At 67.9% G+C, this 20923-nt stretch carries 21 protein-coding genes (1 of these 21 cut by a window edge); 13 read left to right on the plus strand and 8 right to left on the minus strand.

The window, feature by feature from the left end; translation table 11 throughout:
* The 3 genes from AC4JJG_RS04115 to AC4JJG_RS04125 all read left to right on the plus strand — a co-directional run.
* Window positions 1-5156: the 3' end of a non-ribosomal peptide synthase/polyketide synthase gene (locus AC4JJG_RS04115; RefSeq protein ID WP_495405743.1), read on the plus strand. 48946 nt of this gene lie to the left of the window's left edge; the window shows 5156 of its 54102 coding nt (coding positions 48947-54102); the start codon falls outside the window, past its left edge; it ends in the stop codon at window positions 5154-5156.
* Window positions 5137-5367, plus strand: a complete 231-nt coding sequence (locus AC4JJG_RS04120; protein WP_495399665.1) for an MbtH family protein — start codon at window positions 5137-5139, stop codon at window positions 5365-5367. The genes AC4JJG_RS04115 and AC4JJG_RS04120 overlap by 20 nt, the downstream gene beginning before the upstream one ends.
* A gap of 216 nt (window positions 5368-5583) precedes the next feature.
* Entirely contained in the window at window positions 5584-5937 is a 354-nt protein-coding gene (locus tag AC4JJG_RS04125; protein WP_495399666.1) for a hypothetical protein, read from the plus strand.
* Window positions 5938-6030: 93 nt separating this feature from the next.
* On the opposite strand, the gene AC4JJG_RS04130 is transcribed toward AC4JJG_RS04125, so the two are convergent.
* Entirely contained in the window at window positions 6031-6534 is a 504-nt protein-coding gene (locus AC4JJG_RS04130; protein ID WP_495399667.1) for an MTB12 C-terminal domain-containing protein, read from the minus strand.
* Window positions 6535-6672: 138 nt separating this feature from the next.
* Between AC4JJG_RS04130 and AC4JJG_RS04135 the strand changes: the two genes are divergently transcribed.
* Complete coding sequence (locus AC4JJG_RS04135) at window positions 6673-7773, plus strand: LLM class flavin-dependent oxidoreductase (protein WP_495399668.1); 1101 nt, start codon at window positions 6673-6675, stop codon at window positions 7771-7773.
* Window positions 7770-8441, plus strand: a complete 672-nt coding sequence (locus AC4JJG_RS04140) for a CE1759 family FMN reductase (protein WP_495399669.1) — start codon at window positions 7770-7772, stop codon at window positions 8439-8441. The genes AC4JJG_RS04135 and AC4JJG_RS04140 overlap by 4 nt, the downstream gene beginning before the upstream one ends.
* Before the next feature lie 12 nt (window positions 8442-8453).
* Here the strand turns inward: AC4JJG_RS04140 and AC4JJG_RS04145 are convergent, their stop codons facing one another.
* Both AC4JJG_RS04145 and AC4JJG_RS04150 read right to left on the minus strand, forming a co-directional pair.
* Window positions 8454-9041 carry a GNAT family N-acetyltransferase gene (locus AC4JJG_RS04145; RefSeq protein WP_495399670.1) on the minus strand — a complete coding sequence of 196 codons (588 nt, stop codon included), beginning with the start codon at window positions 9039-9041 and terminating at the stop codon, window positions 8454-8456.
* Entirely contained in the window at window positions 9038-10045 is a 1008-nt protein-coding gene (locus AC4JJG_RS04150; RefSeq protein ID WP_495399671.1) for a pirin family protein, read from the minus strand. Before AC4JJG_RS04150 ends, AC4JJG_RS04145 begins: the two co-directional genes overlap by 4 nt.
* Window positions 10046-10200: 155 nt before the next feature.
* Between AC4JJG_RS04150 and AC4JJG_RS04155 the strand changes: the two genes are divergently transcribed.
* Window positions 10201-11094, plus strand: coding sequence for a glycosyltransferase family 2 protein (locus AC4JJG_RS04155; protein ID WP_495399672.1), 894 nt, complete (start codon window positions 10201-10203; stop codon window positions 11092-11094).
* A 25-nt stretch (window positions 11095-11119) separates the two neighbouring features.
* Here the strand turns inward: AC4JJG_RS04155 and AC4JJG_RS04160 are convergent, their stop codons facing one another.
* Window positions 11120-12133: an alpha/beta hydrolase gene (locus tag AC4JJG_RS04160; RefSeq protein WP_495400467.1), complete on the minus strand. Its 1014-nt coding sequence runs from the start codon at window positions 12131-12133 to the stop codon at window positions 11120-11122.
* A gap of 173 nt (window positions 12134-12306) precedes the next feature.
* Here AC4JJG_RS04160 and AC4JJG_RS04165 point away from each other — a divergent pair, with 173 nt between their 5' ends.
* The 3 genes from AC4JJG_RS04165 to AC4JJG_RS04175 all read left to right on the plus strand — a co-directional run bounded on the left by AC4JJG_RS04165 (window position 12307) and on the right by AC4JJG_RS04175 (window position 14619).
* Complete coding sequence (locus AC4JJG_RS04165) at window positions 12307-13089, plus strand: acetoacetate decarboxylase family protein (protein WP_495399673.1); 783 nt, start codon at window positions 12307-12309, stop codon at window positions 13087-13089.
* 75 nt (window positions 13090-13164) lie between these two features.
* On the plus strand, window positions 13165-13863 hold the full coding sequence (locus tag AC4JJG_RS04170) for a response regulator transcription factor (RefSeq protein ID WP_495399674.1): 699 nt from the start codon (window positions 13165-13167) through the stop codon (window positions 13861-13863).
* 423 nt (window positions 13864-14286) lie between these two features.
* A complete protein-coding gene (locus tag AC4JJG_RS04175; RefSeq protein ID WP_495400468.1) occupies window positions 14287-14619 on the plus strand; it encodes a response regulator transcription factor in 333 nt (110 codons plus the stop codon).
* A gap of 225 nt (window positions 14620-14844) precedes the next feature.
* On the opposite strand, the gene AC4JJG_RS04180 is transcribed toward AC4JJG_RS04175, so the two are convergent.
* Window positions 14845-15864, minus strand: coding sequence for an alpha/beta hydrolase (locus AC4JJG_RS04180; protein ID WP_495400469.1), 1020 nt, complete (start codon window positions 15862-15864; stop codon window positions 14845-14847).
* Between the two features lie 283 nt (window positions 15865-16147).
* On the opposite strand from AC4JJG_RS04180, the gene rplN reads away from it, so the two are divergent.
* Genes rplN through AC4JJG_RS04200 form a run of 4 tightly spaced genes read left to right on the plus strand, consistent with a single transcriptional unit; the run spans window position 16148 to window position 17605 of the window.
* Window positions 16148-16516: a 50S ribosomal protein L14 gene (gene rplN / locus AC4JJG_RS04185; RefSeq protein WP_495399675.1), complete on the plus strand. Its 369-nt coding sequence runs from the start codon at window positions 16148-16150 to the stop codon at window positions 16514-16516.
* Between the two features lies 1 nt (window position 16517).
* Complete coding sequence (gene rplX / locus AC4JJG_RS04190; protein WP_495399676.1) at window positions 16518-16835, plus strand: 50S ribosomal protein L24; 318 nt, start codon at window positions 16518-16520, stop codon at window positions 16833-16835.
* A gap of 1 nt (window position 16836) precedes the next feature.
* Entirely contained in the window at window positions 16837-17418 is a 582-nt protein-coding gene (gene rplE, locus AC4JJG_RS04195; protein ID WP_495399677.1) for a 50S ribosomal protein L5, read from the plus strand.
* Window position 17419: 1 nt separating this feature from the next.
* Window positions 17420-17605, plus strand: a complete 186-nt coding sequence (locus tag AC4JJG_RS04200) for a type Z 30S ribosomal protein S14 (RefSeq protein WP_012835401.1) — start codon at window positions 17420-17422, stop codon at window positions 17603-17605.
* 67 nt (window positions 17606-17672) lie between these two features.
* Here the strand turns inward: AC4JJG_RS04200 and AC4JJG_RS04205 are convergent, their stop codons facing one another.
* The 3 genes from AC4JJG_RS04205 to AC4JJG_RS04215 form a co-directional block, all read right to left on the minus strand.
* Window positions 17673-18356: a DUF6875 domain-containing protein gene (locus tag AC4JJG_RS04205; RefSeq protein WP_495399678.1), complete on the minus strand. Its 684-nt coding sequence runs from the start codon at window positions 18354-18356 to the stop codon at window positions 17673-17675.
* Window positions 18357-18482: 126 nt separating this feature from the next.
* Complete coding sequence (locus tag AC4JJG_RS04210) at window positions 18483-19580, minus strand: esterase/lipase family protein (protein WP_495399679.1); 1098 nt, start codon at window positions 19578-19580, stop codon at window positions 18483-18485.
* 59 nt (window positions 19581-19639) lie between these two features.
* A complete protein-coding gene (locus AC4JJG_RS04215; protein WP_495399680.1) occupies window positions 19640-20920 on the minus strand; it encodes an RNA polymerase sigma factor in 1281 nt (426 codons plus the stop codon).
* Window positions 20921-20923 lie beyond the last annotated feature (3 nt).

Below are 20923 nucleotides of genomic sequence, written 5' to 3' on the forward strand. Positions count from 1 at the left end.
CCCCGGACGGTCATCTCGATCCCGTGTACCTCGCCGAGCAGATCGCCGAACATCGGGCCACGATGGTGCACTTCGTGCCGTCGATGCTGTCGGTGTTCCTGGAACTGGCCGGGCCGCAACGGCTGTCCGCACTCACCAGCCTGCGGATCGTCTCGACCACCGGTGAGGCGTTGCCGCCCGCGGTGGCCGCGCAGACCCGCGCCGCCATCGGCCACGCCGACCTGTTCAACCTCTACGGCCCGACCGAGGCCGCCGTCGAGATCACCTATGAGCAGATCACCGACATCGATGCCGATGCGGCGATCACGCCCATCGGTGTCCCGGTGTGGAATTCCACGGCGTACGTCCTGGACGGACGCCTGCGTCCGGTCCCGCCCGGCGTGCCCGGCGAACTGTACGTCGGCGGAGTGCAGCTGGCCCGCGGCTACGCGGCCCGTGCCGATCTGACGGCGGAACGGTTCATCGCCGATCCGTTCGGCGAACCGGGTGATCGTCTGTACCGCACCGGCGACCTGGTCCGCTGGGGCGTCACCGGAGCCGGTCGCGGAACGCTGGAATACCTGGGCCGCACCGACTTCCAGGTGAAGCTGCGCGGTCAGCGCATCGAGCTCGGCGAGATCGAGTCCGTGCTCGCCGCCGCGCCCGGTGTGGTCCACGCGGTGGCCACGGTTGCCTCCGCGCCCGCCGGTGGCGAGCACCTCGTCGGGTACATAGCCGGCGACGGGATCGACCTCGATGCGGTGAAACACGCCGTGGCACAGGCATTGCCGGAGTACATGCGCCCGACCGTGTGGACCGTCCTCGACGACATCCCGCGCAACTCGGCGGGCAAACTGGACCGCCGGGCGCTGCCCGCACCGGATTTCGCCGCCGCCGGGGAGTTCGTCGCACCCGAGGGGGAGCCCGAGGAGCGGGTCGCCGCGGTCTTCGCCGATGTGCTCGGCGTCGACCGGGTCTCCGTCACGGAGAGCTTCTTCGATCTCGGCGGCAACTCGCTGTCCGCCACCCGGGTGGTGGCCCGGGTCGCCGACGCCCTCGACACCGACGTACCGGTGCGGATGCTCTTCGACGCGCCCACCGTGCGCGAGCTGGTCGCCCTGGTCGCGCCGGGTGCCGGTCGTCGTGCGGCACCCATCGAGGCGATCAGCCCACGCCCCGAACGGATTCCGCTGTCGCTGGCACAGCAGCGGATGTGGTTCATCAACCGCTTCGCTCCCGCATCGCCCACCTACAACATCCCGGCGTTGCTGCGCCTGACGGGCGCGCTGGACGTGGACGCGCTGAGGGCGGCGGTCACCGACGTCGTCGACCGGCACGAGATCCTGCGCACCACGTACCCGGAGATCGAGGGCGTAGCCCACCAGGAGATCCACGCCGTCGACGACGAACTCGGCCGGCCCGACTGGGCGGTGGTCGCCGACCGCGACGCACTGATGACCGCGGTCGGTACCGGATTCGATGTCGCCGCGGAGAACCCGATGCGCGTGCGACTCCTGACCGAGGGACCCGACGACCACATCCTCGCGGTGATCGTGCACCACATCGCCGCCGACGGCGAATCGATGGCGCCGCTGGTCACCGACATGATCACGGCCTACGCCGCCCGCGCCGCCGGCCGGGCGCCCGAATTCGCCCCGCTGCCGGTCCAATTCGCCGACTACGCGCTCTGGCAGCAGACCGAACTCGGTTCCGCCGACGACCCGGACTCGGTTCTCGGCGCCCAGCTCGACGAGTGGGAACGTGTCCTGTCCGGACTCCCCGATGTCCTGGAACTGCCCGCCGACCGTCCGCGGCCCGCAGTCGCATCGAATCAGGGCGACGTCGTGCCGTTCGAGATCCCGGCCGCTCTGGCGCAGCGCATCACCGAACTGGCGCAGCAGCATTCGGCCACACCGTTCATGGTCGTGCAGACCGCGCTCGCCGTGCTCCTGGCCCGTCTGTCGGGCACCGACGACATCGCCATCGGCACGCCGATCGCGGGCCGCGGCGACACCGCCCTCGACAACCTCGTGGGCATGTTCGTCAACACCCTGGTGCTGCGTACGCCCATCGACACCGGCGCGGGCTTCGACGATCTGCTGACCGCGGTGCGGCACACCGACATCGACGCGTTCTCCCGGTCCGACGTGCCCTTCGAGGCCGTGGTGGAGCGACTGAATCCGGCTCGGTCGGAGGCCTTCGCGCCCCTCACCCAGGTGTCGCTGAGCTTCGATCAGGCGGTCACCGACATGGCTCCGGTGGCGTTGCCCGGCGCCGACGTCGACGGTGTCACCGTCACCCCGCTGCCCGGTGCGGAGGTGTCGGCGAAGGTCGACCTGACCGTCACCGTCGCCGCGACCGGAACCGGCGAGCCGTGGTCCGGCTCGGTCATCTACGCCACCGACCTCTTCGACGCGGAGACCGTCGAGGTGCTCGCGGCCCGGCTCGTCCACCTGCTCGACGAGGTGACCTCGGCCCCGCAACTGCCGGTCGGCGACGTCCCACTGCTCGACGAGGCCGAGCACCGGTACCTGGTCCCGGTCGACGGTGGACCGGCCGACGAGCCGATCCTGCTGGGCGACATGTTCGAGCATGCCGCGCGTACCTGGCCGGAGCGCGTGGCGGCCACCGACGCCGCGGGCGGCAGCCTGACCTACGCGGAACTCTATCGCCGCTCGAATTCCCTGGCGCACAAGCTCATCGAGGCGGGCGTCGGTCCGGACACCGTGGTCGCGGTGGCCATCCGGCGGTCCACCGAATTGATCACCGCGATCTGGGCGGTCGCCCGCGCGGGCGGCGCCTTCCTGCCCGTCGATCCGGAGTATCCGGCCGAGCGTGTGCAGGCGATGCTCGAGGATTCACGTGCCCGTGTCGGGCTCCGGACACCGGATGTCCGGCTCGACGCCCCGGATGTGCGCTGGCTGACCGTCGACGACGCGTCCACCTCCGGTGATCCCGTTCCGCTCCCCGCCGGTCGTCGCCCCGGCCCGGACGGCCTCGCATATGTCATCTTCACGTCGGGGTCCACCGGACGGCCGAAGGGTGTCGCGGTCACCCATCGCGGCATCTACACCTCGGCGATCGCGACCGCCTCCCTCGCCGACTACCCGGCCGAGGGCGGCCGCACCGCGGCCTATGTGTCACCGAGCTTCGACGTGTCGGTGTCCGAGCTGATCGCGAACACCGTCAGCGGCAGCACGCTGGTCTACCGGCCGACGGACGCGGTCGGTGGCCCGGCACTGCACGATTTCCTGGTGGCCGAACGGATCACCCACGCGTTCATCCCGTCCGCCGTGCTGTCGAGCCTGGCGCCCGCCGACGATCTGCACGACCTGGCGATCATCACCGGCGGCGAGGCCCTGCCGCCCGCCGTCGCCGACGAGTGGGCGCCGCAGTCACGACTGTTCAACGGCTACGGACCGACCGAGGCCACGATCGTCACCACCTACACGGGCGAGATGATCGCGGGTGAACCGGTGACCGTCGGCGGACCGATCGCCGGCATGCGCCTGGTGGTGCTGGATCGTCGTCTGCGGCCCGTTCCGCTCGGGACACCGGGTGAGCTCTACATCCTGGGCCCCGGCCTGGCGCGCGGCTACGTCTCGCGTCCGGGACGGACCGCGGAGAGCTTCCTCGCCTCGCCGTTCGGTACGCCGGGGGAGCGGATGTACCGGACCGGCGACGTCGTCCGCTGGGTGGAGACCACGGATTCGGCGACCCCGATCATCGAGTTCGTCGGCCGCACCGACGATCAGGTGAAGTTGCGCGGTCAGCGCATCGAGCTGGGCGAGATCGAAGCAGCGATCACCGAACACCCCGACGTGCATCGCACCGTGGTCCTGGGCATCGGCAATCCGGTGACCGCGCTGGCCGCCTACGTCGTCGCCGATGCCGATCTGGATCCGGACGACGTCCGTGCCGACCTGGCGCGGCGCCTGCCGCGGTACATGATCCCGGCGTCGTTCACCGTGCTCGACGCCCTGCCGATCACGCCGATCGGCAAGCTGGACAAACGCGCGCTGCCGCAGCCGGCCATCGAGGCCGCCGCATACGTGGAGCCGTCCACCGGTACCGAGCGTGCCGTCGCGGCGGTGTTCGCGGATCTGCTGGACGCCGAACGGGTGGGTGCCACCGACGGGTTCTTCGACCTCGGCGGCAATTCACTGCTCGCCACCCAGGTCGTGTCGCGGCTGCGGGTCGACGGCCACGACGCCGAACTGGCATGGCTGTTCAGTGACTCGACGGTCACCGAGCTGGCGCGCCGCATCGACGGCGGGGACGCGACGGGCGAGACCGGCGAGGTGGCCATCGGTGATGTGCTGCTGCCGCTGCGCCGTGCCGGGGAGCAGCCGCCGCTGTTCTGTGTCCACCCGGCGGGCGGACTGGCCTGGTTCTACGGCGGACTGGCCCGCTATCTGCCGGACCGTCCGATCTACGGTCTGCAGGATCCGCACGTGGTGTCCGGTGAGCCGAGCGCCGAGACCGTCGACGATCTGGCCGCGCGCTATGTCGAGGAGATCCGTCGCGTCGCGCCCACCGGTCCCTATCATCTGCTGGGCTGGTCGCTGGGCGGCCACATCGCGCACGCCATGGCGACGCTGCTGCAGGAGCAGGGCGACGAGGTGGCCTTCCTCGGCATCATGGATGCCGCGCTGCCGGACGGCATGCCCACCAACGGTGCCGCGCCCGCCGCCCCGGCCGAGAACGGCACCGCGAACGGTGACGCCGCCGATCTGCTCGGCGGCTGGCGCGATCTCTTCGATCTCGGCGACGACGTCGCGGCCCGGACGCCGGAGGAGGTCGCCGACGTGGTGCGCACCCAGATCGGCTCGCTCGGCCTGCTGCGCGACGAGCAGGTGGAGTGGGTCATGGACAGCTTCGACTCGGCAGGCCGCGTCGTGGAGACCTACCGTCCGGGGGTCTTCGACGGCTCGCTGTCGGTGGTGACCGCGACGGCCGACAAGGACGATCCGATCGTCGTGCGCTGGTCCTGGCGACGATTCGTCACCGGTACCATCAGCAACATCGACGTGGATGCCCACCATCTCGGACTCGCCGACGCCTCGGCCCTCGAGAGAATCGGTCCATGGCTCGCCGATCGGCTGAGTCCGGGGAAATCAGACACCAGCATCACAGGAAAGAAACGAGGAGATCCCTATGACGAATCCGTTCGATGACGAAAACGGCCGCTTCTTCGTGCTCGTGAACGACGAGAATCAGCACTCGCTGTGGCCGACTTTCGCCGATATCCCGGCCGGCTGGACGAAGGTGTTCGGTGAGGACAGCCGTGCGGCCTGCCTGCAGTACGTCGAGGAGAACTGGACCGACCTGCGGCCGCAGAGCCTGATCAACGCGATGGAGGCGGACAAGGCCAACTCCGGGGACTGAGATATTCGGCGGCGTTGGTCCCACCGGTCACCGTGGTCACTCGCATCTCACTGAATGTGACGATCAGGAAAAACGACGCCGAAAAATGGCGTCAAGCGATGACACTCGGCCGCGGTTCTGTCATCATTTGCTCACAGGCGCATATGTGCAATACTCCGTTCGGAGTAGACGGTGCGCACGACGAATGAATGCGGTACGACGTCGGAGGTCCGCCCCATGAGTGCTCAATTCGGAGCTTCAGCACCCGGAGCCTGGGGAGGCGCGCGAATATCGGCGACGCTCGACGAGGTGGTCCATCGGGCCGAGGTGACACCTACGCTGACCGCCGTGCGCTACGGCCGGGACTCCGTCAACTACGTCGATCTCGCCGGTGCGCTCACCCGCTACGACTCCGTGGCCGACCACAACGGTATGGCGATCGGATCGTCGGTGGCGGCGGCCATCCTGCACTGCCTGCCCACCATCGGATCCCTGCGTGAGCCGTCGGCCGTCGTCCAGGCCGTCAATCAGGTCGTGGAGTGGCTCGGCCGCGACCTCGGCGATCAGCAGACTCTGCACGCGGTCGTCTGAGCGTCCGCCTACCGCCCGACTTATCGACAAACGAGCGAGACCGCGTCCATCGTCACGATGAACGCGGTCTCGCTCGTTTGACCGGGGCGGTGATCAGCCTCCGTGGCTGCCGCCCATCGAGGAGAGCTGGGTGACGGCGTCGCCGCTGAGCTTCCAGTCGCCGTCGATCTTCACGTACGCGAGCTTGATGTCGATCGGCTGCGGAGCGTGCGGGCTCTTCACCGCGACGGTGGCGACGGCCTTGTTGTCGCCCTCGTCCTTGACGTCCTTCACCGTGTACACCTCGGGGGTGTAGCCCATCCCGTTCGACGCCTTCGCGTACGCCTGCAGCGCACCCTTGCTGATCGGGTTGGTGGTGTCGACGACCTTGTCCAGATCGTCCGGGGTGGTGGCGGGGTCGACCGCTTTCCGGAGGATGTTCTGCGCGTCGTCGACCTTGAGGCCCACCACGGCCTGCTTGGCGTCGCTCGCCGCGCCGGCCACCGCCGAGGACGCCTTGTCGGTCGCCTCGGTGACATCGGACTCCGAGCAACCGGCGACGACCAGCAGTGCCGACGACGCGAGTAGCGCCGCCACGGCAGTCTTGCGAACCTTCATATTCCGCTCCTTATCGCTGTGTAAGCCCACACTAACCCACGCTCCGGCCGGTAGGCCCCGCCGCCGCGGGAATTAATCGGACCGCAGTCCGTTTATACGGGTGACCGTTCCGACACCCGATCGAAGCCAGGGGGCACCATGCAGTTCGGACTCTTCTCCGTCAGTGACATCACCGTCGACCCGACGACCGGCCGCGCGCCGACCGAACACGAGCGCATCAAGGCCATCGTGGAGATCGCGAGGAAGGCCGAGGACATCGGCCTCGACGTGTTCGCCCTGGGTGAGCACCACAATCCGCCGTTCTTCTCCTCGTCGCCGACGACCACCCTCGCCTACATCGCGGCACAGACCTCGACTCTGCAACTGTCCACCGCGACGACCCTCATCACCACCAACGACCCGGTGAAGATCGCCGAGGACTTCGCGATGCTCCAGCATCTCGCCGACGGCCGTGTCGATCTGATGCTCGGCCGTGGCAACACCGGGCCCGTCTACCCGTGGTTCGGACAGGACATCCGGCAGGGCATCCCGCTCGCCATCGAGAATTACGCTCTGCTGCACCGGCTCTGGACCGAAAACGTGGTGACGTGGGAGGGCAAGTTCCGTACGCCGCTCACCTCGTTCACGTCGACGCCGCGACCCCTCGACGACGTGCCGCCGTTCGTCTGGCACGGCTCCATCCGGAGTCCGGAGATCGCCGAGCAGGCGGCCTACTACGGCGACGGATTCTTCGCCAACAACATCTTCTGGCCGAAGGAACACTTCCAGCGTCTCATCACCTTCTACCGCGAGCGTTACGAGCACTACGGGCACGGCCAGGCCGATCAGGCGATCGTGGGACTCGGCGGCCAGTTCTTCATGCGGAGGAACTCGCAGGACGCGGTCCGGGAATTCCGGCCGTACTTCGACAACGCACCGGTCTACGGTCACGGGCCGTCGCTGGAGGAGTTCACCTCGGAGACGCCGCTGACCGTCGGCAGCCCACAGGAATTCATCGACAAGACTCTCTCGTTCCGCGAGAGCTTCGGCGACTACCAGCGCCAGCTGTTCCTCGTCGACCACGCGGGCCTGCCGCTGAAAACCGTGCTCGAACAGCTTGATCTGCTCGGTGAGGTGCTGCCCGACCTGCGTGCCGGATTCGACGACGGACGGCCCGCGCACGTGCCGGATGCGCCCACCCACGGCTCCCTGGTCGCCGCCCGGGACGCGCAGACAGCGGAACCGGCGGTGCGGTCATGACGTCGGCTGCGAAGCGGATCGTCGCGGTGAACGCCGGGCTCGGGGATCCGTCCTCGACCCGGCTGCTCGTCGACCGGATCGCCGAGTCGGTCACCGATCTCCTTGGTGCTCAGCAGGTTCCGGCAGATGTGCACGTGATCGACCTTCGTGAACTGGCCGTCGACATCGCGCGGTCCCTGGTCACGGGCTTCCCGGCGCCGGCCGCCTGGGAGGCACTGGAGGCGGTGTACGAGGCGGACGGCCTGATCGTCGCGACGCCGGTGTTCAACGCGTCCTACAACGGGCTGTTCAAATCGTTCGTCGACCTGATCGACATCGATCGGGTGCAGGGCACGCCGGTGATCATCGCGGCCACCGGAGGCAGCCCGCGGCACTCGATGGTCCTCGATCACGAACTGCGGCCGCTGTTCGGTTATCTGCGTGCGGTGGTCGTGCCGACCGGTCTCTACGCCGCATCGGAGGACTGGGCGGGCACCTCGGGTGACACCGCGCTGCTGTCCGACCGGATCCGCCGTGCGGCAGGCGAACTCGTGGCCCTGATCGCTCCGTCATCGGGTGGTGCGGCGTCCGCGGCACGGTCGGTGCCGACCGCGGCGCGGGAGGATTCGGCCGAAGCGGCCGGAATCGCGAACTTCGCGGCACTGCTGGGCGGCACTCCGGACCGATGATCGCGGGCCGGATCAGGCCAGGGTCTTGCGCATGACGATGCGGGGGAGTCCGGCGGCCACCGCGTCGGTCGTGCCGACCACCTCGAAACCGGCCCGCTCGTACATCGCGCGGACCCCGACGAACGCCATCGTCAGATCGACCCGTCCGGGCGGGTCCACCGGGTAGACCTCCACCGCGGGTGCGCCGCGACCCGCGGCCCACTTGACGGCGCCATCGATGAGATGGTGTGTCACACCGGTTCTGCGGTGATGGGAACGCACTACCGCGCAGACGATCGACCACACCGGTACGTCGTCGACGGGGCGGATCAGTCGCGACCGGACCAGTCTGCCGATCTGATCCCGGGGACCGATGTTGCACCAGCCGACCGGGACGTCGTCGGCATAGGTGATGACGCCGGGCGGCAGGTCGGAGGCGGCCAGTGCGCGCATGGCGCATTCGCGGTCGCCGTCGCCGATCTCGTCGATCTCCGCGGGATTCAGACGATGGGTGGTGCACCAGCAGTGCGTCGCGCGGCGGGTGCGATTCACGACGTCGGCGAAGTCGTCGAACCTCTCGGTGGTCAATGGATGCGTCGCCCACCGCCGCGCGGGGGTCATTCGTGCGCCTGTCCCGGGGTGTTGTCGCGGACGCGTAGCCGCGTGCCCGGCAGCGTCGGCGCGGGCAGATGCTGGATGTCGCCGGTGTAGCCCTCGACCTGTCCGAACCGATCCGAGTGTGCCATCCAGTCGTCGCGTGCGGCGACGATCTCCTCGTGGGTGCGTCCGACGAAGTTCCACCACATGATGATGTTGTCGCCCAGGGGTTCTCCGCCGAGGAGGATGACCCGACCCGGCCCGTCGGACTCATTGCGCAGCCGGAGTCGGGTGGCACCGAGGCCCACGTAGCCGAGTTCGGTCGGGGCGAGCGCGGGTGCATCGGCACCGACGATCCGGATCTGTCCGGTGTCGACCAGCACACCGTGTTCGAAGGCCGGATCGACCTCCAGATCGATCTCCGCGCCGGGATCGAAATCCAACTGCGCGCCGAGTATCGGCGTGAACGTGTGGACCGGTGACCGTTCGCCCGGCAACTCGCCCAGGAAGACCCGCGTCCGCACGCCGTCGTGATCCACCACATCCGGCACGTGGTGCGCGAAATCGCGTGCGACATCGGCGGATCCGGCGGGCAGCGCCAACCACAGCTGGACGCCGTGCAGGATCGTCGTATCGGGCGTCGACACCTCGGTGTGCGCGATGCCGTGGCCCGCGGTCATCAGGTTCACCTCGCCCGGACGCACCATCGCGACGTTGCCGATCGTGTCCCGATGCTCGATCTCGCCCTCGAACAGCCAACTCACCGTCTGCAACCCGATGTGCGGGTGCGGGGGCACGTCCATGCCGCCGGTCGCGGACACGTCGTCCGGACCGTAATGGTCGGCGAAACACCAGGCGCCGATCAGGGATCGCTGCCGTTGCGGGAGAGTGCGGTGCACGGTCATCGCCCGCGGCCCGCCGAGCGGAACATCGCGCGCGGTCAAGACCTCGACGATCACCGTGTCATCCGAGCCGCCGGTCGCGGGCCGGCAGTCGATCTCGGTGGGTTCGGTCTCCATATTGCTCACGGCGTCGTCCTCCGGTGCGGTGTGGGCTGATTCGATCGGGCTGCGGTACCCGATTCTAGAGGTGCGCCCGCGACGGCAGGCACGCTCGAGACCGTGCCCACCGACCACGGGGCCGGTACGCTGCTGTGCGAGGTCCGACCGATCGAGGAGGTGCGATGACCAACCCTGATGAGGTGACCGCCGGTGACGATCCGGCACCGAAGGTCCGGCTCAGCGTGGTGATCCCGGCGTACAACGAGGCGGGCACCATCGGCACGACTCTCGAGCATCTCGCCGCACAGACCCGGCCCGTCGACGAGATCGTCATCGCCGACAACAACTCCGGCGATGACACGGTCGCGATCGCGCGAACATTCGCCGACCGCCTGCCGATCCGTGTCGTGCCGGTAGCCCGACAGGGTGTTGCCTGGGCCCGTGAGGCCGGCTTCGACGCCTCCACCGGCGAACTGATCGGACGCATCGACGCCGACACCCGGGTGGATCCCGAATGGAGTGCCAACCTCGTCGAATTCTTCACCGGGCGACCGGATATCGGTGCGGCCGGGGGATTCGACATGCTGTACGACATCCCCTTCGAGAAGGGCATGTCGGCTCGTGCGCGCCAGGCCGCCGCGTCCATGCCGGAAGGCCGGGAGGCCACGACGCTCGCCGGCAACAACATGGCGTTGCGGCGCAGCGCCTGGGAGGCCGCGCGGCCACACCTGCGGAACGCGCCCGATACCCATGAGGACATCGATCTCTACTACGCATTGCTCGAAGCCGGCGAAAAGGCCTGGCTCGTACCGGGAATGGCGGCATCGGTGTCACCGCGGCGCTTCCGGTACAGCCCGTGGGCCAACCGGGACTATCGGGCCGCCGCCATCAACACCGCCCGGGTGCACGGGCGTGATGCCGAGGCGCGCAAGCTCAGCAGGCAGGGGCCGCTCATGTATTCGGGCCTGACCTTCTGGTGGCTCCTCGTTCGTCCCTTCGAACCCGCGGACCGTTCGTGGCGGCCGTGGCGTCTGTTCGGCGGATCCGACGACCGCGTGCAGCCGATGACCGGCTGATACCGCCGGTCATCGGACGCGTACCTCAGCGCAGGTCGCGGGCGATCTTCGGCCAGGTGCTCTTGAGGTCGTCCTGCCAGTAGCCCCACGAGTGTGAACCCGTCGGCCGCAGTCGGACGTCGGCGGGGATGCGCAACTGCGCGAGGCGCGTCGTCATCTGCTTGGTGCACTGGTCGACCGCGGCCTCGAGGATGCCGCCCACGACGGTCTGGTTGGCCAGGGTGAGCGGATCGCCCTTGATGCCGAGACCGTCGAGTCGCTCATGCTTGCCGGGCAGGCCGGTGCCGCTCGTCATGTGAATCTTGGTGCCGCGCAGCTTCGCCGCGTTGATGTACGGGTCGTTGGCGCGCCACAGCGGACCGTTCGCCGGCCCCCACATGTACTCGATCTTCCGCGTGCTGAAGCTTTCCACCACGATCCGGATGTAGGCCTGTCCGACCGGGTCACTGGTGCGGGCACAGCCGCTGAACGCGCCGATGGAGCGATAGAGACCGGGCGCCGCGATCGCCAGATTGAATACCGAGGTGCCCGACATCGAGATGCCGGCGATCCCGTTGCGGCCGGTCGTCGAGAACTTCGCGTTGATGAGCGGCGGCAGTTCCTTGGTGAGGAAGGTCTGCCACTTCACCGGGCCGAGCTTCGGATCGTCGCGGACCCAATCGGTGTAGTACGACGCGGAACCGCCGACGGGAGTGACGACGTAGGTCTGCTTGTCGGCGAAGTACTTCTTGTAGTCGGTCCGTGCCGACCAGGTGGCGCCGTCCTCGCCGCCACCCGCGCCGTTGAGCAGATAGAAGACGGGTGCGGGCTTGTTCCGGTCACGGGGGAGCAGGACCTCGACGGGAATGGGGCGGCGCATCGCGGCCGAATAGACCGACAGCGTCACCATCTGACCGTCGTTGCGGATGGTGTCGACGATCCGTGACGGACCGGACGTCGGTGCCTTGGGTGCCGCCGATACAGGGCCTGCCGTCGCGGTCAGGAGCGCCACGATGCCGGCGAGCACCGCGACGATCGGTGTGGAACGGCGGGCACGCATATGTCGGGTCACTCGTCACTCTCCCCCAGGAATCTGCGATCAGGTGTCACAGGCTAGTCGATCCGGATAGGTCGATCCGTTACAGAACCGCCACGATTTGCCCCCGCCGTGGCACCATAACAGTAACCAGAACGAGAACCTGTTCTAGAAATGGCGAGATGAGGTTCGCTTCGATGACTGCGGTGCCGTCCACCCACAACGTCCTGGGGACGACCATCACGATGCCCGTACGTATTCGTGACGCGCGGTGCTTCGTCGCCGGTTTCACCGCCGACGCCCGCGCAGTGGAGCGCGCCATCGCCTGCGCCGCCCCCGGGGATGCCGCTCCGGTGCGGGCGTTGCGCATCCGGCCCGGCCGGGCGATGGTCATGCTGGTCTTCGTCGATTACGTGGACGGTGACCTCGGCCCCTACAACGAGTTCGGGGTGTGTTTCCTCGTCGAGGACCCGGCGCGGCCGCCCGCCTCGCCGATCCGCGCGCTGCGGTCGCTGATGAGTGGCGACGCACGCGCGCTCGTCCACCGGCTGCCGGTCGACGGCGACTTCACACTGGCCGCGGGTCGCGGGATCTGGGGTTTCCCGAAGACCCTCGCCGATTTCGAGGTCGATCACTCGTCGCCGACCCGGCACGGACGTGTCACCGAGGGCGGGCGGCTGATCGTCGACCTGACGGTGCGCCGTGGCATTCCGGTCCCGGACAACGACGGTGACGATGCGAAGGACGCCGTACTCAACGCGTACTCGCAGCTCGACGGAATCCTGCGGATGACGCCGTGGCGCCTCACCTCGACGACCGGTACGCGTACCCGCATCGGCGGCGCGGAACTCCGCCTCGGTTCCCATCCGATCGCCTACGAACTCCGCGCTCTCGGGCTGGGCCGCCGTGCCCTGATGACCTCGTCGGTGGATCACCTCACCATGACCTTCGAAGATCCGGTGATCGTCGCGGGCGCCTGACCCCACTCGCCACCGCTCCCGTGAGCTCCCCGCGTGGCATGATTCCGGTCACGACGCAGGGAGGGAAGAGCAGACATGGTGACCGCGGAATCCGGAGGCCGGCCCGGGGTGGTCCGGCTGGGCATGGTCGACGACCATCCCTCGCCGGTGTGGGGCCTCGAGCGAATTCTGGAGCATCGGCCGGACCTCGATCTGGTGAACTCCTCGGCGACGGTCGCGGGGCTACTCGAACGCGACATCCCGATGGACATCGTCATCCTCGACCTGCGTCTCGGCGACGGCTCCACGCCCGGCGAGAACGTCACCCGACTGACCGAGGCCGGACTGGGCACCATCATCTACACCTCCGGCGAGTATCCGTCGCTGCTGCGCTCGGCCGCACGGGCGGGCGCCCTCGGGGTGATTCTCAAATCGGCGTCGGAAACCGAGATCGTCGAGGCGATCCGCGCGGCCGGGTCCGGCCGTGAGGTACTGACCACCGAGTGGGCCGCGGCCATCGACGGTGATCCGGATCTGTCCGCCGTCGACCTCAGTCCGCAGTTGCAGAAGGTGCTCACCCTGTACGCGTCGGGGGAGACGTCGGTGGCGGTGGGAAATGCGCTCGGGGTGTCGGCGGAGACCGTCAACGAGTATCTGAAACGAATCCGGCAGAAGTACGCGGCCGCGGGCCGACCGACGCGCACCAAACTCGATTTGTTCAAACGCGCGGTCGAGGACGGGTGGCTGGCGTGGCCCGCGGCCGGTACGCCGACGACCGACCAGCGGGCCGACTGACCGCCGACGTGTCGAGGTGATGTCATTCGGATGAATGAATGACCGTACATCGACCGAATGACACATTTTGATGCGATCAGCGTCACGTATTTGCTGTACAGAAGTAGCCTTTTACCAGTAAAACTACTGGTCATCCGCCAATTCGCGAGAGCGAGTCTGCCCAAAAGGCGGGCATGTCCCCAGTTCTGGGTCTATCGTCCAAGTCAGCTAGTCCATAGCCTCTGAGTCGAGGTGCGGTTGTGTCGGGGGACCGGTTCGCCGTCGCGTCGAGAAATCGTAGGTCTGAACGAAGGATCCACAGTGGCGGCGAGTTCACGAACGCCCATCCATTTGGCGCGGTCGTCCGGTATCAAGCACCCCGACGCGGGCAGGTCTGCTCCCGCACCGGGTGTCGAGGGGTCACCCGGGGCGGGGCGCGAAGATCTGCCCGTCGCTCGTCCTGGGGGCCCCGTTGCTCGCCCTGGGGGCACTGCCCCCGTCGCCCGGCTCGCGGATTACCGCCCCGGCGAGGTGCCCGCTCCGGAGCGTCGGCGTCCGGTGCTGTCCACCCGGGAGGTGGAGGTGCTCCTGGCATGGCTGGTCGCCGAATCCAAGGACGAGGCGGCCGGTGCGCTGTTCATCTCGGCATCGACCGTGAGCACCCATCTGGCCCGCATCCGCGCGAAGTACGCGGCCGTCGGACGTGATGCGCCGACGAAGACCCACCTGCTGGCGCGTGCGCTGCAGGACGGATACACCAGCCTCGACTCCTGGTGATCTCGTCGGTTCACTGATCTCGATACACGTCCTCGCCTGGCGGCTCGGCCGCTACTCGATCGGCGGTGGGCCTGGCGACTCGGACGCTACTCGAGCGGCGGTGGACCTGGCGGCTCGGACGCTACTCAATCGCCGGACGGGACCGGCGGCTCGGCCGCTACTCGACATCCGCTGATCGAGTAGCCCGCGAGCGCAGCGAGTGGGCGTATCGAGATCCCCGCCCGCTCAACGCTTCAGATCGCGGGCGATCTTCGGCCAGGTGCTCTTGAGATCGTCCTGCCAGTAGCCCCAGGAATGCGACCCGGTGGGGCGCAGGGTGAACGTCGCCGGAATCCTGAGCTGGGCCAACCGCTTCTGCATCTGACGGGTGCACTGGTCGATCGCGGCCTCGATGATTCCGCCGACGACCGCCTGGTTGGCCAGCGTCACCGGATCGCCGCCGATCCCGTGACCGTTCAGTTGCTCATGCTTGCCGGGCAGACCGGTGCCCGACGTCAGGTAGAGCTTCGTCCCGCGCAGCTTCGCGGCATTCAGATAGGGATCGTTCGCACGCCAGCCGGGACCGTTCAGCGGGCCCCACATGTTGGTGACCTCGGCGCCGCCACGGCTTTCGACGACCATCCGGATATAGGCCTGCCCCGCCGGATCGGCGGTCCGGGCGCACCCGCTGTAGGCGCCGACCGCGCGATACAGCTTCGGTGCCGCAATCGCGAGATTCAGCACCGACGTGCCGGCCATCGAGATGCCGGCGATGGCATTCACCCGGGTGGTGTTGAAATGGCCGTCGATGAGCGGCGGCAGTTCCCTGGTGAGGAAGGTCTGCCACTTGTTGCGGCCGAGCGCCGGATCGTCGCGCTGCCAGTCGGTGTAGTACGAGAACGCGCCGCCGATGGGCGTCACCACGTACACGTTCTTCGTGGCGAAGAACTTCTTGTAATCGGTACGGGCGTCCCAGGTCGCCGAGTCCTCGCCCCCGCCGGCGCCGTTCAGCAGATACAACGTGGGCGCCGGGGCCTTCCGGTTGCGCGGTGTGAGCACCGTGACCGGGATGGTGCGCCGCATCGACGCGGAGTGCACGAGCAACGTGACCTGCTGCGGAGTGTCGTCGATGGTGCTGACGATGCTCGACGACGGAACGGCCGATGCGGTCCCGGACGCGCCGGAGAGCAGTGCGGCGGCGGTGGCCACCACGGTGAGGGCGGCGAGCAGCAGGTGCCGCGGGCGGCGCGCGATGATCGTGTCCATGGACGTCATGGGCCTCTCTGGGTCGACGGCGCCCTGCGGGAGGATCGGCGGGCGAGAGTCAGTGTAGGGGATGGTCCGCCACGGATTTGGCTCCCACCTGCGGATTGCCTACACTTGAAGGGTTGCCTGCGGCATGCGTGTGCCGCGAATCGGCTCGTGAACCCACTGGGATTCTCCACTTCGGCGGAAAACCCCTGGCAGGCGCGTGATCGATGGTGACAGACCGTGTGCGTCGGGTCGGCAATCCGGCGGACATCAACATCCAGGTCGAGGAGACTACGCAGTGATTCAGCAGGAATCGCGCCTGCGCGTGGCCGACAACACCGGTGCAAAGGAAATCCTCTGCATCCGCGTGCTGGGCGGCTCGTCGCGGCGCTACGCCGGCATTGGTGACGTCATCGTCGCCACTGTCAAGGACGCCATCCCCGGCGGCAACGTCAAGAAGGGCGAGGTCGTCAAGGCGGTCATCGTGCGCACCAACAAGGAGCGCCGCCGTCCGGACGGAAGCTACATCCGTTTCGACGAGAACGCCGCCGTCATCCTCAAGGGTGAGAGCGACCCTCGCGGTACCCGCATCTTCGGCCCGGTCGGCCGCGAGCTGCGTGAGAAGAAGTTCATGAAGATCGTGTCGCTGGCACCGGAGGTGATCTGACATGAAGGTGCACAAGGGTGACACGGTGATCGTCATCTCGGGCAAGGACAAGGGCGCGAAGGGCAAGGTCATCCAGGCCTTCCCCAAGGAGAACCGGGTTCTGGTCGAGGGCGTCAACCGCATCAAGAAGCACACCGCCGCGTCGGCCAACGAGCGCGGTGCCGCCTCCGGTGGCATCGTGACCCAGGAGGCTTCCATCCACGTGTCGAACGTGATGGTCGTCGACTCCGAGGGCAACCCGACCCGTGTCGGCTACCGCGTGGATGACGAGACCGGCAAGAAGGTCCGCATTTCCCGCAAGAACGGGAAGGACATCTGACATGACCAGCACCGAGAACAAAGTGCAGCCGCGGCTGAAGACTCGCTACCGCGAGGAGATCAAGGACTCCCTCAACAAGGAGTTCGCCTACGACAACGTCATGCAGATCCCGGGCGTGGTCAAGGTTGTCGTCAACATGGGTGTCGGTGACGCCGCCCGCGACGCCAAGCTGATCAACGGCGCCGTCGAGGATCTCGCGAAGATCACCGGCCAGCGTCCGGAGATCCGCCGTGCACGCAAGTCCATCGCGCAGTTCAAGCTGCGTGAGGGCATGCCGATCGGCGCCCGCGCCACCCTGCGCGGCGACCGCATGTGGGAGTTCCTGGACCGTCTCGTGTCCATCGCCCTCCCGCGTATCCGCGACTTCCGCGGACTGTCGGACCGCCAGTTCGACGGCAACGGCAACTACACCTTCGGGCTCAACGAGCAGTCGATGTTCCACGAGATCAACATCGACAACATCGACCGGCCGCGCGGTATGGACATCACTGTCGTGACCTCGGCCACCACGGACGATGAGGGCCGTGCGCTGCTCCGCGCGCTGGGCTTCCCGTTCAAGGACAACAACGCTAAGGACAACTGACATGGCAAAGAAGGCTCTGGTCAACAAGGCCAACAAGAAGCCCAAGTTCGCCGTGCGGGCCTACACCCGGTGCAACAAGTGCGGTCGTCCGCACTCGGTGTTCCGCAAGTTCGGCCTGTGCCGTGTGTGCCTCCGCGAGATGGCACACGCGGGCGAGCTTCCGGGCGTGCAGAAGTCGAGCTGGTAACCAGCGATTTCGTCTGACGAGACGGCCCCATCCGACAGGGTGGGGCCGTTTTGCATGCGCGGGGAGCTCAGACGCGGCGACCGAAGTCGGCGGGGGTGTGGACGCGGAGAGCGGTGATGTCGGACGGGTCGTCGATGTCGGCGACGAACAGGTCGGCCAGGTGTGTGCGCAGACGGTCGGGCAGTCCCGGCGCGAAACGGGCCAGGTAGGTGCGCACCCACGCGGCGTCGCCGGCGAGGAACGCGAGATCCGAGATCTTCATCGGCCGGAGCACCATCATCGGCACCGGTGCTGCCAGCGGCCGGAAGTCCGCGTTCCACAGTCCGCCCTGCGGACATCCGGGATAGAACTGGCCCAGCATGTGCCCACGCTCCACGACCGACGATTTGCAGGTCGAGTGGGCGTCCTCGAGCACCCGGTGGTCGTCGAGGTCCGCGAACAATGTGATCACCGCTGCGTCCACGGTGCGATCCGGATCCTGGGCGGCGACGAGCTCTTCGAAGACCGGCACGGACGACCGGGTGATCGATTCGATGGCGGCCCGGTCGACGGGCCCGTGGACGACGGCCATACGGAGTGCGTCGCGGGAGACGGCGCGACGGACGTACGGGCAGACCGGTCCGGGGCGACCCACCGATGTGTCCGGATATGCGAGGTATGTGCCGATCCATTCCAGGACCGTGCGCGCGACGGTATCGCGACGAGCCGCGGTCGCCGGATCATGCCACTGCGGGCGGATGGCGTCGGCCATTCGGACACCGCTTCCCTCGGGGTTTCTGCTGGGCGGGTCACTCCGACGATACGCTCCCGAAAGTACTTGTGCGGTAACGCAAACCGAATGTCCGATTCCCGTCGGCCGGTCGGAGTACGTCGTGTGTCAGCCGACCAGCCACGGGTTCGGTGCACAGACGACCGGTGACGAACGGTCCAGCGCGTTGAGCACGAGAGACACCGCCCGGGGTGAATAGCTCAATGCCAGATGGTCGGATGTGTCATGTGGACAACCGTTCTGCACCAGGATGTTTCGCGTGTTCTTGGTGCCGGGAGGGAAGAACGTCCGCGTGAACGGAGTACTGACCTCGTCGTAGCGGGTGCCGATGATCGTGTATCGCACATCGCCGATGGCGTAGCGACCACCACGGTTGAGGTTGGTGATGAACGGTGAGTCGTAGACCTGCTGAATGCCCGACGCTCCGACGAAGAGTGCGATCGGGCCAAGGACGTCGATCCCGAGATTGTTGATGGTGCGTCCCAGGGTGCCGATGCCGACCAGGGTGGTGCCCGTGTTGGTGGCTCCCAGGGTGACCATGTTGTCGACCTTGTCCGCGCCGCCCCCGTATCGGATGTACTGCCGCGCGGCGATCCCGCCCTGTGAATGTCCGACCATGTTCACCGTGTCGGCGCCGGTCGCGCGGCGGACCCGGTCGACGAACTGTCCGATCTGCGCTCCGGACTCGGCGATGTCGCCGGTGGCGTACGCGCCGGGCAGAACCGGCCCGAGACCTCCGCCGCGGGCGGTCGGCAGGATTCCGTAGTTGAGGGCGAAGACGCAGTAACCCTCGCGTTTGAGGGCGGGTGAGACCATCGCCCAGTTGTTGTACGCGTTCTCCCAGGTACCGTGCACCAGGACTACGGGTGCTCGTCCGCGAGTGGGTCGGCACGTCCAGTCGTTGGCGCCCGGCGGTGCGATGCCGGGGTTGCCGAGGCCATGAGCGAAAGCCGCCAGGAACGAGGTCTGCGCGGGCCCGGTGCCCCGAGGGCTGAACCAGGTACTCCGCCCGTGGAAGACCTGCTCGGTGACGACCGGCTTCTTCGCGCCCGCGGCGATGTGCGCGGCGAGTCGCTCCCCGTCCGTGGCGCCCGCCGGGGCGGCGAGACCGGTGGCCGTGGCCGTGATGGCGGCCAGTGCCGCCGCGGCCGTGACGACCCTGCGCCAACGGGTAGGAGCCGACGATCCGGATGTGCTGAGTGACATGGCGATTCCCCTCTGCGGTCACCCCCGGAGCGGCCCGTGGCAGCCGACGGGCGGTCAACCTAACACGCGTCGGGTCGTCCGGTCTCCTTGCAAGCGGGAGGATCTGGCGCGATGGTCAGGCGGCGGTCATCGGTCCCGTCGAGGCTGTCGATCCGGCGGATGACATGTTCGCGTTCGGGTCCGTCCGGGCAGGTGGCCAGAGCGGCCACAAGCGCGGCCCGGGCCCCGGCGCGGTCACCGCCCGAGTACAGGTATTCGGCACGGACGATCGCGATCCGATGGTGTCCGTGCAGTGCCCGTTCCACATCGTCGATGGTCCGTGGGTCGACGGGCCGACCGGCAAGCAGATTCGCAGCAGTTCGATTCAATTGCACGACAGGCGAATCGGTGAGTTGATGCAGCTTTCCGTAAACGTTGTCGATACGGTCCCACTCGGTGTCGGCGTACGACGGGGCCACGGAATGGAATGCGGAGATGGCCGCCATCAGCCGTAGTTGTTCGGCGTACCCGGTGGTGGGTTCGAGCCGCGTAAACCGTCGGAGCCCGTCGGTGAGTTCGGCGCGCGCCCAGCGATCGCGGTCCTGTTCGGCCAGCGTGATGAGAACGCCATCGGCGGTATGACGTGCGTGTCGCCGCGCGTGCTGGAGCGTGACGAGTGCCGCGAGTGCGGCCAGTGATGCCGACGACGGGACCAGATCCGTTGCCAGCCGGGCGAGTTCGACGGCCTCGTCGGTGGACGACGGGCTCGTCGGAGACGGATCGGCGAAGTAGCCCGCGGTATAGGCCAGCATGATGGTGCGGGCGACGTCGTCGGCCCGGTCATGCCACGCACCGGTCTCGTCGAGAGAGAACGAGATACCGGTGGAGGCGATCCGCTTCTTCGCGCGGGTCAGACGGGCGGCCATCGTCGGAAGCGGGACGAGGAACAGTTCGGCGATCCGCGGTGTGGGAACACCGAGGACGAAGCGGAGCGCCAGCGCCGGGCGCACCTCGGCCGACAGCGCCGGATGTGCGGCCAGCCAGAGCAGACTGAGGCGGTGATCGATGCCGTCGTCGGTGGCAGGCGCCTCCGGTGGCTCGCGTTCGACGAGCCGGTGAGCCTCGCGGTCCGCGGTGCGTTCGCGCCGGACGGCATCGATGATCCGGCGTTTGGCGGCGGTGTAGAGCCAGCCTTCGGGATTGTCGGGTGCGGCGTCCGACCACGCGTCGACGGCGGTCGCGAACGCGTCCGCGAGAGAATCCTCGGCCAGGTCGATCCGATTCGAATAGGCGACGAGACGACCGAGCAGATGCGCCCAGGAGTACCGGTGCACACGCTCGATCGTCTCGTCCGAAGACATCCG

The organism is Gordonia sp. B8661-1, assembly GCF_059427765.1.

What these genes read in the sequence shown, in the direction of transcription:
- AC4JJG_RS04120 (WP_495399665.1), top strand. Translation starts at nt 5,137, where the DNA reads ATGACGAATCCGTTCGATGACGAAAACGGCCGCTTCTTCGTGCTCGTG.
- AC4JJG_RS04125 (WP_495399666.1), top strand. Translation starts at nt 5,584, where the DNA reads ATGAGTGCTCAATTCGGAGCTTCAGCACCCGGAGCCTGGGGAGGCGCG.
- AC4JJG_RS04130 (WP_495399667.1), bottom strand. Translation starts at nt 6,534, where the DNA reads ATGAAGGTTCGCAAGACTGCCGTGGCGGCGCTACTCGCGTCGTCGGCA.
- AC4JJG_RS04135 (WP_495399668.1), top strand. Translation starts at nt 6,673, where the DNA reads ATGCAGTTCGGACTCTTCTCCGTCAGTGACATCACCGTCGACCCGACG.
- AC4JJG_RS04140 (WP_495399669.1), top strand. Translation starts at nt 7,770, where the DNA reads ATGACGTCGGCTGCGAAGCGGATCGTCGCGGTGAACGCCGGGCTCGGG.
- AC4JJG_RS04145 (WP_495399670.1), bottom strand. Translation starts at nt 9,041, where the DNA reads ATGACCCCCGCGCGGCGGTGGGCGACGCATCCATTGACCACCGAGAGG.
- AC4JJG_RS04155 (WP_495399672.1), top strand. Translation starts at nt 10,201, where the DNA reads ATGACCAACCCTGATGAGGTGACCGCCGGTGACGATCCGGCACCGAAG.
- AC4JJG_RS04160 (WP_495400467.1), bottom strand. Translation starts at nt 12,133, where the DNA reads ATGCGTGCCCGCCGTTCCACACCGATCGTCGCGGTGCTCGCCGGCATC.
- AC4JJG_RS04165 (WP_495399673.1), top strand. Translation starts at nt 12,307, where the DNA reads ATGACTGCGGTGCCGTCCACCCACAACGTCCTGGGGACGACCATCACG.
- AC4JJG_RS04170 (WP_495399674.1), top strand. Translation starts at nt 13,165, where the DNA reads ATGGTGACCGCGGAATCCGGAGGCCGGCCCGGGGTGGTCCGGCTGGGC.
- AC4JJG_RS04180 (WP_495400469.1), bottom strand. Translation starts at nt 15,864, where the DNA reads ATGGACACGATCATCGCGCGCCGCCCGCGGCACCTGCTGCTCGCCGCC.
- rplX (WP_495399676.1), top strand. Translation starts at nt 16,518, where the DNA reads ATGAAGGTGCACAAGGGTGACACGGTGATCGTCATCTCGGGCAAGGAC.
- rplE (WP_495399677.1), top strand. Translation starts at nt 16,837, where the DNA reads ATGACCAGCACCGAGAACAAAGTGCAGCCGCGGCTGAAGACTCGCTAC.
- AC4JJG_RS04200 (WP_012835401.1), top strand. Translation starts at nt 17,420, where the DNA reads ATGGCAAAGAAGGCTCTGGTCAACAAGGCCAACAAGAAGCCCAAGTTC.
- AC4JJG_RS04205 (WP_495399678.1), bottom strand. Translation starts at nt 18,356, where the DNA reads ATGGCCGACGCCATCCGCCCGCAGTGGCATGATCCGGCGACCGCGGCT.
- AC4JJG_RS04210 (WP_495399679.1), bottom strand. Translation starts at nt 19,580, where the DNA reads ATGTCACTCAGCACATCCGGATCGTCGGCTCCTACCCGTTGGCGCAGG.
- AC4JJG_RS04215 (WP_495399680.1), bottom strand. Translation starts at nt 20,920, where the DNA reads ATGTCTTCGGACGAGACGATCGAGCGTGTGCACCGGTACTCCTGGGCG.